The following is a 16,931-nucleotide window of genomic DNA, read 5'->3' on the forward strand; positions in this document are numbered from 1 at the left end:
CTGTGTACCTTTGCGCATGGCAGAACAAATCCTCATCCTTGATTTTGGTTCCCAGTACACACAACTCATCGCCCGAAGAGTTAGGGAACTCAATGTTTATTGCGAAATCCACCCATTTAATAAAGTTCCTGAAATTACAGAAGATGTAAAGGGCATTATCCTTTCCGGAAGCCCCTGTTCAGTACGCGACGAAGGTTCCCCGGATCTTGATCTTGACAGCTTAAGGGGAAAATTACCGATTTTGGGTGTCTGCTATGGATCCCAACTTTTGGCCCAAAAATATGGAGGGGAAGTCCTCCCTTCTGAAATCAGGGAATATGGTAGAGCTAACCTTGACCATATCGATTTACATTATGATCTATTGAAAGAAATGACCCATGGTTCCCAGGTTTGGATGTCGCATGGAGATACGATTAAGACATTGCCGGAGGGTTTTGAGGTCATTGCGAGTACCTCTTCTGTGAAGGTCGCAGCTTTTAAAATTAAAGGGGAAGAAACCTATGGAATCCAGTTTCACCCCGAAGTGACCCACACTACAGAAGGCAAAAATCTCTTGAGAAACTTTGTGGTCCAAATCAGTGGCTGTTCCCAAGATTGGACTTCTGATGTATTTATAGATGCCACTGTTGCAGAACTAAAGCAAAGAATCGGAAATGATAAAGTGGTTATGGGGCTGTCAGGTGGGGTTGATTCCTCTGTGGCGGCAACTTTGATCCACAGGGCCATTGGAGATAACCTGACCTGTGTATTTGTTGACAATGGATTGTTGAGAAAAAATGAGTTTGAGGAAGTTTTGGAATCCTATAGAACTCTTGGATTGAATGTCATCGGGGTAGACAGCAAGCAGCGTTTTTATGATGCCTTGGCAGGTATCTCGGAGCCTGAAGCCAAGAGGAAAGCCATAGGCCGTGCATTTATTGAGGTTTTCGATGATGAGGCGCATAAGATAGATGGTGTAAAATGGCTTGGTCAAGGCACCATTTATCCGGATGTGATCGAATCGGTTTCTGTTAAAGGCCCTTCTGCTACGATCAAATCCCACCACAATGTTGGAGGCTTACCGGATTTTATGAAGCTTTCAGTGGTCGAACCACTCAATACTCTTTTCAAGGACGAAGTAAGGGAAGTGGGCAGGGCATTAGAGATCCCTGAAGCGATCGTCGGAAGACATCCTTTCCCAGGTCCAGGTTTGGCCATCCGGATTTTAGGTGATATCACAGCCGAAAAAGTCAAGACCCTTCAGGAGGTAGATCAAATTTTTATCCAAGGCCTCAAGACACATGGGTTGTATGACGAAGTTTGGCAGGCAGGGGCTATTTTGCTTCCGATCCAGTCTGTGGGTGTGATGGGAGATGAGCGGACTTATGAACGGGTGGTGGCGCTCAGGGCTGTAGGTTCAGTCGATGGAATGACAGCAGACTGGATTCACTTGCCTTATGAATTTCTTGGAAAAATGTCCAATGAAATAATCAATAAGGTAAAAGGAGTGAACAGGGTTGTTTACGACATCTCCTCCAAGCCACCGGCTACTATAGAGTGGGAATAAAAAAATATGTAACATTTAATATGAAAGAAACATCTAAGGTTGAGTACATTCATAAAATGAAAATCTGATAAATTGTATTTTTCCCTTATATTTTTGAATGAAATGTGAACTAATAAAAACTTCAAGAATTTTTGAAAAACCCACTAAAACCCCTGTTTTTGGTGGGTTTTACTTAAAGTAGCATAATTGTACTTTTGTAATATTGATACTTCTCAATTTCTTTGAAAAAACATTCCAATTAACTTGTGAAAGTGACCTGTGATTTTGACCTTGTGGCGTTGAAAATAAAGTTTTTGAACAATGATTCTATAAGCCCTGTTAAAACGGGATCCTTAATTAAGGATTCCGTTTTATTTTTGGGGAAAATCAATATTTTTTTGGAGTTTGGTTGGATGTAATGATTACCCTTGATAAAGCCATTCGGATTCCGTTGATTACCCAAGCTCACCCAATTTTCCTTTCATTTTTTGGAATATTATTGCAGTTTTGCACAAACCTTTCATATATGGCTGTATTGCTCCAAGCGCTCAGGTTAATTGACCCGCAAAGGATAAACCCTCCCAAAAATTACATTTACACAGGTGATCAGATTGTTGCCGAAAAAGCCGGTTCCGATTTTTCTGTCAAAGAAACCATCGATTGTTCAGGATTTTTGGCATCAAAAGGCTGGGTGGACCTGAGATGTATGTCAGGGGAGCCTGGAGAGGAATACAAAGAATCTATGGAGAGCTTGGGTGAAGTTTTGCAATCAAGTGGATTTGTCAAAGCCGTGCTGATGCCCAATACCCATCCAGCAGTCCAAACAAGAAATGAAGTTCAATTTTTGAAATCAAAATCGGCCAATTGGTTTTCAGACCTTATCATTCAGGCAGCAGCGACCAAAGACACCAAAGGAGAGGATTTTACGGATATACTCGATTTGAATCAGGAAGGGGTATTTGTTTTTGGTGATGGATTAAATCCGATTTCGAATCCCGACAGATTGATGAAAATATTGCAATACCTTCAAAAATTCAATGGGATATTGTTTGATCAGACTTATGAACCTTTGCTGGCCTTGTTTGGTCAGATCCATGAAGGCTTCACTTCCACCCGGATCGGAATGAAGGGAATTCCCAATCTTGCAGAGGATATTGCCATCCATAAAAATCTTGAAATTTTAAGGTATTCAGGAGGAAGACTTCATTTTCAGACCATCAGCACCAAAGGTGCAGTGGAAGAAATCAGACAAGCCAAGAAAGAAGGATTACAGGTGACAGCTGATATCTCCCTGTATCAATTGGTGTTTTCAGATGAAGATATGATGGGTTTTGACACCAATCTTAAAGTAATGCCTCCATTCAGAGGGAAGGAAGATAGGGAGGCACTTATTGAAGGCTTAAAGGACGGCACCATTGATGCAATTGTTTCCAATCATCAGCCCCAAGACCTAGATGCCAAACATATGGAATTTGACCTTTCTTTATTTGGCATGCTGGGTTTACAGACCTTTCTGCCTGCCATGGTAAAGTTGGCGGAAGAGATTTCCTGGCCATTGTTCATTTCCAAAATCACCGATGGTCCTAATGCAGTCTTAGGTCAGCAATCAGATAAGTTGGAAAACCTGACCATTTTTGATCCTGAAGAAAACTGGGTGTTTGATAAGAAATCCAATAGGTCTCTTTCCTCTAATTCTCCATGGCACAATACGGAATTGACAGGTAAAGTGAAATTTGTAATCAACAAGAACAAGTTTGTCAAAATCTAAATGAACAGGTATTTAGAGTCAACTTATCGCTTTGGCCTGATTGGTGGCATTTTCTGCGTTTTTGCTTTTTTGATGTTCAATTGGTTGGGATATGATCCGACCAATTTTAGCATGCTGTTCGGTTATGTGCTGATTCCGATTTTTGTTTTTTTGGGAATCAGATATTTCAAAAAAGAGGTGAACAACGGGGAATTGAGTTTTGCCCACGGGATGACCATTGGTTTTTTGATTTATACCATGATCGCTTTTATTTCCTGTTTGGGAATATGGATTGTACTTCTGATTGACACAAGCCTATTTGAAGCAATAAAGATTTTGAAACTGGAAGTCCTTAATACAAATAAGGAACTCATAATCTCTCAGCTTAATGAGAAGTCTTTTGATGTTACTTTGCAAAATATCATGACAATGAAACCCATTGACATTGCCCTGAATGATTTTATATGGAAAATTCTTCCGGGGTTGTTTTTTACAATTATTATTTCTATAATTTTAAGAAAAACTAAAACTTAATGTACTATGGAAAATCAGGAATCCCCTTTTAAAGCAGGGTTAAATGCCGGAGTTATTCTGGGAATTTTCTCAGTTGTTATCACATTTGTTGTTTATTTCATTGATCCACCCATATTGGTTTCATGGAAGTATGGGCTAATTATGCTGGTATTGTTTTTTGGTATCCTGATTTATTTGGGAATTCAATACAGAAAATCTATTGGAGGTTTTTTGGAATTCGGTCCTGCATTCAACTTTTCATTCATTGCCCTGATAGTTGCGGGCCTGATTTCCCAAGTAGGTTCGGCATTGTTATACAATGTGATTGACCCGGCACTGCCGGGGGTCCTGGTAGAACAGACCCTCGAAAACACCATGGCGATGATGGATAAGCTCGGGGCTGCTGATGCAATGTCTGTTGATCAAATAGACAAAATGAGAGAAGATACCGCTGCCCAATTTACTGTAATGGGACAGGTCAAAGCCTTTGGAATAGCCTTGATTATTTATGCTGTAATATCACTGATACTTGGAGCAATCCTTAAAAAAAGAGACAAGTCTCTGGACTATTAAAATATAATGATCCAAATCTCCGTCATCATACCTGTTTACAATGAACAGGACTCAATTCCTGAGTTGCATCACTGGATATGCCGTGTTATGAAAGGACACGGCTATTCTTATGAAATAATTTTTGTAAATGATGGCAGTAATGATGGGTCATGGAATGAGATTCAAAAACTTACCGATCTCAATCCAAATGTTAAAGGGGTCAGTTTTACCAGAAATTATGGTAAATCCGCTGCCTTGGATATGGGTTTCAGTAAAGCCCGGGGAGAGGTGGTGATTACCATGGATGCGGATCTGCAGGATAGTCCGGATGAGATTCCGGGATTGTACGAAATGGTCATGGCAGAAGGATTTGAGGTAGTTTCCGGATGGAAGAAAAAAAGACGTGACCCCATCACCAAAACCATCCCTTCCAGATTTTTCAACGGAGTGACCAGGGTCATTTCAGGCATCAAACTCCATGATTTCAATTGTGGACTGAAAGCTTATAAGAATAAAGTGGTGAAAAATATCCACATCTATGGAGAAATGCACCGCTATATCCCGCTGATTGCCAAATGGAACGGGTTTTCGAATATTGGGGAGAAAGTAGTGGATCACCGTCCCAGAAAATACGGTAAGACCAAATTTGGAATTGAGAGGTTTCTGAACGGTTTTCTTGACCTGATATCTGTCTCTTTTGTCAATCGCTACAAAAGGAGGCCGATGCATTTTTTCGGGACTTTGGGTACTGTTTCCTTTTTGGCCGGTTTCTTTATTACATCATGGCTTATTTTCCAAAAGATATATGGCCTCTATCAGGGGAGGACTGTAAGGGAAATCACCGCACAGCCTTTGTTTTTTCTTGCCCTTGTGGCATTGATTGTGGGGGTTCAGTTGTTTTTGACAGGATTTTTGGCAGAAATGATGACCTCCAACAACAGCCGAAAGGCAGATTACAATATCGATGAAGAATTGAACCTTAAGAACTGATGTTTTTTTCGGTCATCATACCTGTATATAACCGCCCTTTGGAAATCAGGGAGTTATTGGAAAGTCTGACCCATCAGTCATACGCAGACTTCGAAGTCATCATTGTGGAAGATGGCTCGATAATTACCTGTGAGAAGATCATTCCTCTTTTCAAAGATAAACTGAGTGTCAGCTATTATCTCATTAAGAATATAGGCCAGGGATTTGCAAGGAATTTCGGGATGGAAAAAGCAAAGGGTGAATATTTTGTGCTTTTTGATTCAGATTGCATCATTCCCCCTGATTATTTTTCAATCCTAATTGCTGCCATCACAAACAGAAAACTTGATGCCCATGGAGGCCCTGATGATGCGGGTCAAGGTTTTTCTGATTTTCAGAAAGCCATTAATTATAGTATGACCTCTCTCCTGACCACAGGAGGCATCAGGGGCAAATTAAAAGACCCTGCCAAGTATCAGGCAAGGGGATATAATATGGGGCTTTCCAAAGAGGCCTTTGAAGTTACCAAGGGATTTGTGGATCCGAATAAAGGTGAGGATATAGAATTGAGCATTCGATTGAAAAAATCAGGATTTAAATTGGAATTGGTTGAAGAGGCTTTTGTATACCACAAAAGGAAAAACACTTTCAGGTCATTCCTCAGGCAAAGTTTTTCTTTTGGGCAAAACAGGGTCAATGTCAGCAGATATCATCCTGATGCCATTCAGTTAATCCATTTTTTACCGGTTTTTTTCCTGATGGGTTGGCTGTTTGGAGTTGCTTTGTTATTGAAGGCTTCGCCGGTCTCATTTTGGATTCTGCAGCTTTATAATATTTGGATACTCTTGGTCTTTTTTGATTCCCTTATTAAATATCGTTCCTTGGTGGTAGGTTTTCTGGCCATTTTCACCTCATTTGGACAATTAAGCTTTTATGGTGCAGGTCTGATATATGGCCTAATGGAAAAGTTGGTAAGCGAGGGCAAGCTGTAATTTATTTTTTTCCTTTCTCACAATAATAGATGATTTCATTTTCCGGGAGCGCATGTTTTACAATCAGTTCTTGGGAGAGAGTTTTTACAAATAGATTTTCATGCACGCTTAGGCCTGATTTATTCAATCTGCTTGCATAGTCCTTTCCATATTTTCTGACATGGTCCCTCTGACCAAAAAGCCTTTCCCTTTCGGCAGGATCGGAAATGGTTTTGTCCTCGATTGTTTTTTCAAGGTCATATACCGGAGATTGAATGATTCCCCAACCGTCCTTTTTCAGCACCCGGTTGATTTCACTGCAGGCCAAATGGTCATCATCCACATGTTCCAAAACGTGGTTGCAGAATACCACATCAAAACTCTCATCCTCAAATGGAATCTGATGCACATCCATTTTGACTTTTGCCAAAGGCGACTCCAGGTCAGCGGTGATATATTCCAGATTGGGCAATGCTTCCATCCTGTCAATAAAGCACAACTCGGGTGCAATGTGGAGGATCTTTAATTTTGAGGAAAAAAAATCAGTTTCTTTCTGTAAAAACAGCCACATCAATCTGTGACGCTCCAAAGCCAGGCAATTGGGGCAAAGTGCATTTTCCCTGGCCTTTCTTCCATAAGGCAGAAATTTACGGAAAGAATGTTGGCAGACATTGCAGGTTACATTTTTTCCGCTGTAGAAAATCGCCATCACTCTAAGAAAAAAATGGGAAAACAATTGAAGGTATTTCCTTGGGATAAACCTGATTACAAAACTGATAATGGATTTCATGAAAGCGTTTTTTGGAATTATTAGCCGGGTCTAGGCCATTAGGAAGTCTGCAATTTATCAAAATCCTGTCAAACGTGAAGCATGGTTTTCCCTTAAAATCTGACAATTATAAATTCCTTTAATGGTTTTATAACTTTCTTATTGGGGGAATTCCAAGTCCAATTTCGTTTAAATTTGTAATTGTACTTAAGAAGAATGTCATGCAGAAAAAAACCATATTCATATTGATTGGTATTGTAACTTCTATAGCACTTCTTTTTTATTTTTTTTCCAGAGGAGGTGTGGATGATGGTTTTGATATCATTGCAAAAGTGAAGCAAGGTGAGTTCAGGGTTGAAATCACCACTTCTGGAGAATTACAAGCTCTGAATTCGGTTGAAATTTTGGGGCCGGTAGAAGCTAGGCGCTACAGGATTGGAAGTATGACGATTGAATCTATGGTGGATGAAGGTACTGTCGTCAAGCAAGGGGAGTTCATAGCTGCTTTGGATAAGACGGAATTATTTGGGCGGCTGGAAGACAAGCGTATTGAACTCGATCAGGACAAAGCTTTATATGAGCAGACCCAATTGGACACTTCTTTGGTTTTAAGGCAAGAAAGAGACAATCTGATCAACCTCGAATACGAAGTTGGAGAAAAGAAGCTTGTATTGGAACAATCAGAATTTGAACCACCTGCCATCATCAAACAAAACGAGTATGCTTACGAAAAAGCCAAAAGGGATTTTGAGCAGGCCAAGGAAAGATATAGGATAAAAACCTTGCAGGAAAGAGCCAGAATGGTGGAAGTTGGTGCTCGATTGAGGGAAGTTCAAAGTGAAGTGTCACAAATCCAGGCCGTTCTTGAAAAATTTACTGTCACAGCCCCTCAAAACGGGATGGTGATATATGTCCAAGGAAGGGGTGGAAAAGTTAAAGAAGGTTCGCAGATTAGCAGCTGGAATCCAGTAGTGGCAACATTACCGGACCTATCCTCCATGCAGAGTGTGACCTATGTCAATGAAGTTGATATCAGAAAAGTAAAAGCAGGTCAAAAGGTGGAATTGGGTTTGGATGCATTCCCTGAAAAAAAATATAGTGGAGAGGTAATCAAAGTGGCAAATGTGGGTCAGCAGCGGCCTAATTCTGACGCCAAAGTTTTTGAGGTTATTGTCAAAGTAAATGAGAGTGATCCTTCCATGCGTCCTTCTATGACAACCAGTAATTCGATAGTGATTGAAAAATTGGAAAATGTGATTTATGTTCCTTTAGAAGCTATTAATGTGCAAAGCGACAGTATCAATTATGTCTATTTATCCAACAGAAAAAAGCAGGAAGTGAAATTGGGCTTAGCCAATGCCAATGATGTAGTGATAGAAATGGGATTAAATGAAGGACAGAATCTCTATCTTTCCACTCCTGACTGGTCAGAGAATACAGCTATCAGTCTTTTAGATGAATTGAACGGAAAAAGAAATCCAGACTTAAGTTTTTCAGTTTCAGAAAATACAACGGAACCCGAAGTGAGGAATTCAAGAAGAGGAAGGCCAACTCAAGATAACGACTAAAGGTTTATGTTTGATGAAAGACTATTAGCAAATTTTCAAATTGCTTTAGAAGCTGTAATTGCAAATAAACTACGGTCACTTTTAACGGCACTCGGAATAATTTTTGGTGTTGCCGCAGTAATAGCCATGCTGGCCATAGGTAACGGAGCCCAGCAGGAAATTCTGGAACAAATACGCTTAGTAGGAGTCAACAATATTGTCATAGAGCCTGTATTTGAACAGGTGGAGCAAACTTTGGATGCACAAGGAGACCTCGAAGCTGAAAGGGGTAAATTTTCACCTGGACTAAAATTAAGTGATGTTGATGCGATTTCAGAGATGATACCTGGAGTAAAAAACATCAGTCCCGAAATCATACTGGAAACCCACTTGGTCAAAAGTGGTATAAGGAGGTCCGCCAAACTAGTTGGCATTACTCCTGCCTACTTTGAGGTGCTGGATTTTCACCTTAGGGAAGGAAAGATGTTCAGCCAAAGCAACATGATCAATGGAGATCCTGTTTGCATCATAGGAAGGTCAGTGCAGACCAAATTTTTTTCAAAAGAAAGCCCAATTGGTAAGAAGATAAAAAGCGGTAGCCAGTGGTTGGAAGTGATCGGGGTCATGGAAGAAAGATTGATATCCGAACAGAGTATTTCCAAATTGGGAATCAGGGATTTCAACATGGATGTGTACGTTCCCATTCAGTCCATGTTGATCCGGTTCAAAAACAGAGATCTGGTTACCGGATATAGTATTATGAATGAAGATTCTGAAAATGTTCTTACCAAAAATTACCATCAGATAGACAAAATAGTGGTGCAGGTGGAAGAAAGTGAGTCACTGAATCCCACCGCGGAAGTAATTGCCAAGTTATTGGAAAGAAGACATAATATGGTAGTTGATTTTGAAATAACAATTCCCGAGCTATTATTGAAGCAGCAACAGCGGACACAAAATATTTTTAACCTGGTATTGGGAGCCATTGCAGCGATATCATTATTGGTCGGCGGTATTGGGATCATGAACATTATGTTGGCCTCAGTTATGGAAAGAATTAAAGAAATTGGCCTAAGACTTTCGTTAGGTGCAAAAAAATCCGATATTGTCAATCAATTTCTATTTGAAGCAGTCATGATCAGTGTATCAGGAGGAATAATCGGTGTAGCATTGGGGATTTTTCTTGCCTATTTGGTTTCCAATCTGGGCGATTTTCCTACGATAGTCACCGTTCCCTCCATTATACTTTCATTTGGGGTAGCCGCTACCGTTGGATTGGTGTTCGGCATAGCTCCTGCAAGGAAGGCTGCAAGTCAGGATCCTATAACTTCATTAAGATATGAGTAAATGTTTACATCGCAGTATCATCTTTGGATTGTTGATGCTTGCGCCGGTTTTTGGTTTTGCCCAGGAAAAATTGACGTATACTTTAGATGAACTGGTTCTGCGTGCCAAGTCAAGATCACCGGCGGCACTCAGGGCAGAGACCAGGCAGGAAAACCGGTTTTGGCAATACAGACTTTTCAGATCCAATTACAATCCCCAACTTAGATTGGCAGGAACAATCCCCGGGTTCTCACGGTCATTTAATAATATCGTCCAACCTGATGGTACCATAGAATTCCGGGAAGTCAGACAGAATCTGATGGATCTTGAACTGGGGATGCAACAGGAAATAGCCGCTACCGGAGGTACTATTTCCATTAATTCATCTACCAATAGGTTTGATAATTTTCTAGCCCCGGAAGGAGCCGCCCAGACAAGGTGGAGCGGTGTACCTGTCAATGTACGTTTAAGCCAGCCAATTTTTGCTTACAATCCACTGAAATGGGATAAAAAAATCGAGCCATTGCGCTATGAAGAAAGCAAAAGAGAATACGTAGAGGAAATGGAAAGCATCAGCAGGACCGTAACCGAACTTTTTTTTAACTATTTGGTTGCTCAGGTCAATTTGGATATTGCCACCAAGAATTTACAGAATACCCAGGAAATCCTAAAAATTGAGCAAGGGAGATATAACATAGGGACTACTTACGAGGATAAATTGCTTCAGGTGGAGTTGCAGGTGTTACAAGCTAGGCAGGACTTAGCTCAGGCTAGATTGGATATGGAGACCAATTCCCTAATACTCAAAGCCTATGTGGGTCTAGGTGAAACTGCTGAACTAATCCTGATTCCTCCCGGTGATATCAAGGATATTGAGATCAATGTAGATGATGCCTTGGAATATGCTTTCCAAAACAGGTCACAGGCGCTGGGATTTGATATCCGCCTACTTGAAGCGGATGCCGATATGGCACAGGCCCGGGGACAACGTTTCAACATGTCATTTAATGCAAGCTATGGTTTGAACAATGCCGCTCTGAACTGGCAGGATATTTATACCGATCCAAACAGACAGACCCTCGTAAATTTAGGTTTTTTTGTACCGATACTGGATTGGGGTAGAAACAAGGCCAGGATGGGACAGGCTGCGGCATTCAAGAAATTGGCGGAATACCAAGTTGAGCAAGATATTGTCAACTTTGAGCAGGAAATATTCACCAAAGTGAGAAATTTCGCCATGTTGAAAGACCGCTTGGAAATCACCAAAAAATCAGATGAAGTAGCAGACAAGAGATATGGTATCTCATTGAGGAGATACCAAAACGGCAACGTGACCATTACCGACCTCAATATAGCCCAGCAGGAAAAAGACCAAAACCGAAGGGCCTACATAGTAGCTTTAAGGGATTATTGGACAGCCTATTATGAAATGCGGGAACTGACGCTGTATGATTTTGAGAATAGGCAGTTGCTGTATGTACCTAAGGAGAATTAGGTTTTTTGAGAAGCGAGAGATTAGAGGCGAGAAGCGAGAATCGAGAGTTTAGAATAAGAAACAAGACCAAATTCTTAAGATTGCTCTAATCAAAAAAAATTCCAGAATAGAAGATGTAATAAGCTTACCTTGTCATGTCGACGGCAGGAGACATCTATAAAGACGCTTGATACGAGAACTAAGAACCAAGACAAAAGAAGCGAGAGCCGAGAAACAAGAGCCAAAAAACAAGAACAATGCCTGTCCTGAATAATATAGGGGAACCAAGAAGATATCTTGAATTGATAAATAATGGTGTTCATAATCAAAGAAGACTTCTCCTTGTCATGTCGATCCCGACAGCAGTACGGGAGAGACATTTATAAGACACCGGAACCAAGAGTCAAGATTTAAGAAGCGAGATGCGAGAAACAAGAACCGAGATTGGGTTTGGACGGAATTGGCTGGAATTAGGAAACAGTGTTAGCCTCTTGTAAATATGACTTTAGAATAATGTGCCATTTTCAAATCTAAAATCTAAAACCTGCCGGCAGGCAGGTCTAAAATCAAAGATCTAAAATCTCACGTCTCACGTTTTGTTTCTCACGTCTCCTCAGACTTTCCTTTAGCAAACCTCCCCGCTTTTTTCAAAGCCTCATAGACAATCCATTCAATCTGCCCGTTGGTACTGCGGAACTCATCTGCAGCCCATTTTTCGACGGCTTTCATCATCTTTTCGTCCAATCGGAGCGCGAATGGTTTTTTAACAGACATTTTACTCTGATTTTATTTGATTAAACTGCTTGATGACTTTTTGCATTTCTTCCGGTTTTTGAGTTCCGATAAGGAATTTTTTGTCCTTCAAACTGACAATCAGACCATGTTTGCCACCTACATTGTATGCCCACATGGTAAAGTTGTATCTGATTCCCCACCCACCAAACTTGGTTAGTGAGTTGTATTCTATCAATTCTAATTTTTCAATTTGATCGATGCTATATTTTCTATGGCCAATTAATGGAAAATAACTAAAGGACAATCCATTTTCATCAATTCGAGTCTTTAGTTGCAAGCTTACAAAAAGCATTATTACCAAACCCAAAATTAGGATAGGAATAATAACTTCCCAGCCTTCGATAGGTTGCGTGAAAATTCCATAAAATGTAATCCCAGTGACCAAAACCAAAATGGCCCAGATCCAAGGCTGATTGAATCGTTGATTTTCCTTAAAGACAAATGTTGCCATGATATTTTGGTTTAATTAGAAGATTTTTAGGCTTATTCAGACCTCCAGCCATCTACCATTTTTTAGATTTTATGAGGTCTGAGAGTACGTAAAATCAAATTTCTTTTTGTCAATTGAACCTCGAAACCCCTGAACTTCATTGACTACCATATAGGATCATTGATTGAGCGTTCCCACGTTCAACACCGGACTTGCAGATCGATCGGAGCATAGTACCACCATCAGGTTGCTGACCATGGCCGCTTTTTTCTCATCCTCGAAATCTATGATGCCTTTTATCTTTAGGTCTTCCAAGGCCATTTCCACCATGCCAACAGCTCCATCCACGATTTTCCTCCGTGCGGCGACGATTGCCGTGGCCTGTTGTCTCTGAAGCATGGCAGAAGCGATTTCTGATGAATATGCCAAATGGGAAATCCTTGCCTCGATGACTTTGATACCGGCATGATGTAAGCGCTCAGAAATTTCCGCTTCAAGTGAATGGTTGACATCTTCCACACCGGAACGTAATGTGATTTCAGCATCTTCAGCCTCAAAATCATCATATGGGTATTTGCCCGCCATTTTTCTAACCGCAGCATCTGATTGGAGGTGAATGAAGTTTTCATAATCTTCTACTTCAAAAGTAGCCTTGAAGGTATCCTCAACCTGCCAAACGACAATAGTTCCCACCATGACCGGGTTACCGATTTTGTCGTTGACTTTTAGCGGTTTGTTTTCAAAATTCCTTACCCTAAGCGAAATTTTGTTTTTGGTCATAAAAGGGTTCACCCAAAAAAAGCCATTGGCTTTGACTGTCCCTTTGTAGGCTCCAAAGAGGATCAGAACCATTGCCTTGTTTGGCTGCAGAGTAAAAAAGCCGGGGAGAATCAGGATAAATCCCAAACCCAAAACAAGTCCAAGAATATGTATCTCATTGATAAATGAAAGTGCAGTGGCCGGAATCAGGGCTATCGCCACCAAAACCATTAAATAGCCAGAGAAAGGTTTTACGATTTTTTCCATATTGTTATGATATTAAAATGATATCAATGCAATATACTTTGTTGACTTTAGAAAAGTTACATTTTTTGGAAATTATTTTTTTAAATAGTTTGGAATAGCTTAATAAAAATCAACTCAAAGGTTTTTTTAACCTCGAAGTTTCGCCTTTTACTTACCACATAGGAGTGCACATAAGTATCACTTAGCCTTTGTAAGCATTTTTTTGATATCTAATGCGATTGGACTTATAACTATGTCCACTATATTGCTATGTGGTAAAAAATACTCCAATAGTTTTTCATTAGTGTTTATTCAAGGTTTATCCTAACTCAAAACCTTCGAGTACGCCGCGGCGCACTCAAAGGTTGGGATTCAAAAAGCCCAATAAAACCTTCCCGATTCAGTTCTGAGTAATCTCGAATCCTGAAACTCGCCTATCACCTCAATATTTTCACCAAGTCTGGAAGCTTCAAAGGTATGGCTGTCAGCAAAATTTTCCCTGATCAACACCCCCGCATTATCTTCCAATGATTCAAATGCAGACAACTCATAGGTAAGCAAATTTTCAAAAATATATCCACTTGTTCCATCAGGCAACTTGACCCTAAACCAATCATTGACTTTTGCCTGAAGTCGTATGATTTCGTTTTGAGATAGGTTTTGGGTAATCGAACTCTGGGTATTGGGTTGATTTCTCAGATTGGCTGTTGCCACTTTTATTCGGGCAAACTGACCTAAATGTATCGAATCAGCAACCGAATGGGAATTGGTCAATGTTACAGTTTCAAAAAACGGATAGGGATCCACTGCACCCCTTCTGTAAATGCCAAAATGTAAATGTGGTGCTGTGGTGATCGCATTTCCTGTGTTTCCTACCGTCCCTAAGGTATCTCCAATCTTGACACTCTGACCCGTGTTGACCAATTGGCTGTCCAGATGGGCATAATAAAAGGAATATCCGTCATGACTGACGCTAACAGTTTTTCCTCCTAAATTATTGACACCTACCCGGGTGACTCTCCCGGGGCTGACAGTGGTGACCGGAGTGCCTCTAGGCGCAAAGACATCCACACCTTCATGGACTCTCCTACCTCCATCACGTTGAACCCCAAAAAATGAGGCAATAGATCGATGGTTTTTGCCACTGATTGGAAAAGCCAAAGTAGGGTTTTGTTGAATGGTGATTTCGACAAGCCCACCTCTAAACAATTCCGGTTGGATCCTTAATCCCAATCTCCCCGAATTCCTTACCTGAAATTCGAGCCTGTTGGTGTCTTTGGCAAATTGGATGTTTTTGTAACCACTTTGCCCCATTTCATACAGGTCAATAAAAAACCTGGAATCAGGATTGGAAATCACTTCAACCTGAACTGAAATCAACTGCCCCTCTTTTGTCCCAAATTCCATATAGATGGCCTGAGGTTGGTTTTTGTCAAAATGGGAGATTTCCCGGTAAGGAAGACTGATCTCAATAGGAGAAGAAAGTGCCGTTTCTCCCGCCTGGACCCAATCTCTGACCATTGCCGTGTTTTCAAACTCCGAGGATTGGAGAAAATTTCTGTACTGTTCATAAGGATTGCTTGGCCCTAATATTTTCCTGAAATTGGTCCTATTACATGCCCCCAACAGCAATCCCAATAGCAGAATAGAAATTAGATTTTTGGTATTCATCACATTTGTAAAACAAATACCGTGCGCAGTGTTTGACCCTTCCTTACCCTTGAGGTTTTCAAAACCTCGAGGGTCAGGATAAATTGGAGTAGTTGATCTCAAAAGAATTGTATATTCAAAGCAGCGTTTTGATAGTAAAGGGTACGACCCCAACGGGGTCGAATGAATCCGCCAACATATTAATTTCTATAAACATGTGACCTCTCCGAGGTCAAACTATTCTGATTTTTTTACACATTTCTATAAACATATGACTTCTTCGAGGTCTGGTTTTCTTCTTTTTCTTGCCAATTAAATTGATGTTTTGATCCCAATGGGATCAAATGTTTATAGCAGAAATTCGGCAAAGAATGGCACGACCCCAATGGGGTCGCATTGAACCTCTTAAATGCATGATTGCTTAAAAATAAAACCCTGCCGTGAAATTTAAGGGTTTCATGGCAGGGCTCTAATAAATGTATTGTTTTACTTCAGCATTTATCCCATCACTATGAATTTGACTAAAAAAACCAAATCACAAATGAAGATCACGGAGGCGTCGTCAATCGTCAAGCGTAATTCAAAATTCTATTTATGTCAGCATCGCACCATCCACCTGTAGCACCTGACCGGAAATATAAGAACTCATCTCGGAACCTAAGAATACACAGGCATTGGCCACTTCTTCGGGTTGCCCACCTCGCTTCATTGGAATACCATCTCTCCAGCCCTGAACTGTTTTTTCATCCAAAACCCCTGTCATCTCAGTTTCGATAAAGCCCGGGGCTACGGCATTGGACCTGATATTTCTTGATCCCAATTCCAGAGCAACGGATTTGGTGAAGCCGATGATCCCGGATTTAGATGCTGCATAGTTTGCCTGACCTGCATTGCCTTTGATACCTACCACCGAGGTGATATTGATAATTGATCCAGCTTTAGCTTTCATCATGGGACGGGTGGCAGCTTTGACAGTATTGAAGCAGGATTTGAGATTGACACCTATTACCTCATCCCAAGCCTCTTCGGTCATTCTCATCAGCAGATTGTCGCGGGTAATGCCGGCATTGTTTACTAAGATGTCCAAAGATCCGAATTCAGCCACTACAGTATTGACCAATTCCTCGGCTGCTTTGAAATTGGAAGCATCAGAACGATAGCCTTTGGCTTTGATACCAAAGGCATTCAGTTCATTTTCCAATGCCTGTCCTTTTTCCACACTTGACAGATATGTAAATGCCACATTGGCGCCTTCCTGTGCATAACGGATGGCAATGGCCCTTCCTATTCCCTTAGATGCTCCCGTGATCAGAGCTGTTTTTCCGCTTAATAATCCCATCTTGTATTATTTTGGTTGGTATTTGTTAAAGGGTCAAAAATAAGAAATTTATATTTAGGTTGAATTTTCAACGAGAATTCGTTTTGGAAGAATGGCAACATTTCTAAAAAGTTAAATTCCAGTAGCGATCCAATAAAACAAGGATAACTATTTAAAAAGACTTTGCCTTGTCACCTCGAGTTTACAACATTTTGAAAAAGTTCAGAATAGGTAATGATAACAGGTTAACTATTCTGGCCTCGTCCACGATAGTTATCGGGATCGGCCACCGGGCTTGTCGTTTGGGAAGGTGGGGGGTTGGAAAAGCGGCGGCAGATCG

The 16,931-nt window shown here is 40.7% G+C and carries 15 protein-coding genes; 9 read left to right on the forward strand and 6 right to left on the reverse strand.

Annotation, left to right across the window (positions count from 1 at the left end):
* Positions 1-16: 16 nt before the first annotated feature.
* The 6 genes from guaA (at position 17) to ACEW8O_RS01645 (ending at position 6,298) form a co-directional block, all read left to right on the forward strand.
* Entirely contained in the window at positions 17-1,546 is a 1,530-nt protein-coding gene (gene guaA, locus ACEW8O_RS01620) for a glutamine-hydrolyzing GMP synthase (protein ID WP_373492877.1), read from the forward strand.
* Positions 1,547-2,051: 505 nt separating this feature from the next.
* Entirely contained in the window at positions 2,052-3,293 is a 1,242-nt protein-coding gene (locus tag ACEW8O_RS01625; protein WP_373492878.1) for a dihydroorotase, read from the forward strand.
* Positions 3,294-3,806 carry a DUF4199 domain-containing protein gene (locus ACEW8O_RS01630; RefSeq protein WP_373492879.1) on the forward strand — a complete coding sequence of 171 codons (513 nt, stop codon included), beginning with the start codon at positions 3,294-3,296 and terminating at the stop codon, positions 3,804-3,806.
* Between the two features lie 6 nt (positions 3,807-3,812).
* Positions 3,813-4,358 (forward strand): DUF4199 domain-containing protein, encoded by a 546-nt coding sequence (locus ACEW8O_RS01635; protein WP_373492880.1) that lies wholly within the window; start codon positions 3,813-3,815, stop codon positions 4,356-4,358.
* A 6-nt stretch (positions 4,359-4,364) separates the two neighbouring features.
* Positions 4,365-5,327 (forward strand): glycosyltransferase family 2 protein, encoded by a 963-nt coding sequence (locus tag ACEW8O_RS01640; RefSeq protein ID WP_373492881.1) that lies wholly within the window; start codon positions 4,365-4,367, stop codon positions 5,325-5,327.
* Entirely contained in the window at positions 5,327-6,298 is a 972-nt protein-coding gene (locus ACEW8O_RS01645) for a glycosyltransferase (protein WP_373492882.1), read from the forward strand. Before ACEW8O_RS01640 ends, ACEW8O_RS01645 begins: the two co-directional genes overlap by 1 nt.
* 1 nt (position 6,299) lies before the next feature.
* On the opposite strand, the gene ACEW8O_RS01650 is transcribed toward ACEW8O_RS01645, so the two are convergent.
* Positions 6,300-7,067 carry a class I SAM-dependent methyltransferase gene (locus ACEW8O_RS01650; protein WP_373492883.1) on the reverse strand — a complete coding sequence of 256 codons (768 nt, stop codon included), beginning with the start codon at positions 7,065-7,067 and terminating at the stop codon, positions 6,300-6,302.
* A 200-nt stretch (positions 7,068-7,267) separates the two neighbouring features.
* On the opposite strand from ACEW8O_RS01650, the gene ACEW8O_RS01655 reads away from it, so the two are divergent.
* Genes ACEW8O_RS01655 through ACEW8O_RS01665 form a run of 3 tightly spaced genes read left to right on the forward strand, consistent with a single transcriptional unit; the run spans position 7,268 to position 11,414 of the window.
* Positions 7,268-8,614 carry an efflux RND transporter periplasmic adaptor subunit gene (locus tag ACEW8O_RS01655; RefSeq protein ID WP_373492884.1) on the forward strand — a complete coding sequence of 449 codons (1,347 nt, stop codon included), beginning with the start codon at positions 7,268-7,270 and terminating at the stop codon, positions 8,612-8,614.
* 6 nt (positions 8,615-8,620) lie between these two features.
* A complete protein-coding gene (locus tag ACEW8O_RS01660) occupies positions 8,621-9,940 on the forward strand; it encodes an ABC transporter permease (protein WP_373492885.1) in 1,320 nt (439 codons plus the stop codon).
* Entirely contained in the window at positions 9,933-11,414 is a 1,482-nt protein-coding gene (locus ACEW8O_RS01665; RefSeq protein WP_373492886.1) for a TolC family protein, read from the forward strand. Before ACEW8O_RS01660 ends, ACEW8O_RS01665 begins: the two co-directional genes overlap by 8 nt.
* Positions 11,415-11,996: 582 nt before the next feature.
* On the opposite strand, the gene ACEW8O_RS01670 is transcribed toward ACEW8O_RS01665, so the two are convergent.
* The 5 genes from ACEW8O_RS01670 to fabG form a co-directional block, all read right to left on the reverse strand.
* The gene (locus tag ACEW8O_RS01670; RefSeq protein WP_373492887.1) at positions 11,997-12,167 is read right to left on the reverse strand and encodes an Arc family DNA-binding protein; all 171 of its coding nucleotides are present in this window, start codon (positions 12,165-12,167) and stop codon (positions 11,997-11,999) included.
* A gap of 1 nt (position 12,168) precedes the next feature.
* Positions 12,169-12,639, reverse strand: a complete 471-nt coding sequence (locus tag ACEW8O_RS01675; RefSeq protein ID WP_373492888.1) for a hypothetical protein — start codon at positions 12,637-12,639, stop codon at positions 12,169-12,171.
* A gap of 156 nt (positions 12,640-12,795) precedes the next feature.
* Entirely contained in the window at positions 12,796-13,644 is an 849-nt protein-coding gene (locus tag ACEW8O_RS01680) for an SPFH domain-containing protein (RefSeq protein ID WP_373492889.1), read from the reverse strand.
* Between the two features lie 351 nt (positions 13,645-13,995).
* Positions 13,996-15,294, reverse strand: a complete 1,299-nt coding sequence (locus tag ACEW8O_RS01685; RefSeq protein ID WP_373492890.1) for a peptidoglycan DD-metalloendopeptidase family protein — start codon at positions 15,292-15,294, stop codon at positions 13,996-13,998.
* Between the two features lie 571 nt (positions 15,295-15,865).
* Complete coding sequence (fabG, locus tag ACEW8O_RS01690) at positions 15,866-16,612, reverse strand: 3-oxoacyl-[acyl-carrier-protein] reductase (RefSeq protein WP_373492891.1); 747 nt, start codon at positions 16,610-16,612, stop codon at positions 15,866-15,868.
* Positions 16,613-16,931: the final 319 nt, after the last annotated feature.

This window comes from Aquiflexum sp., assembly GCF_041749095.1.
GTDB lineage: Bacteria > Bacteroidota > Bacteroidia > Cytophagales > Cyclobacteriaceae > Aquiflexum.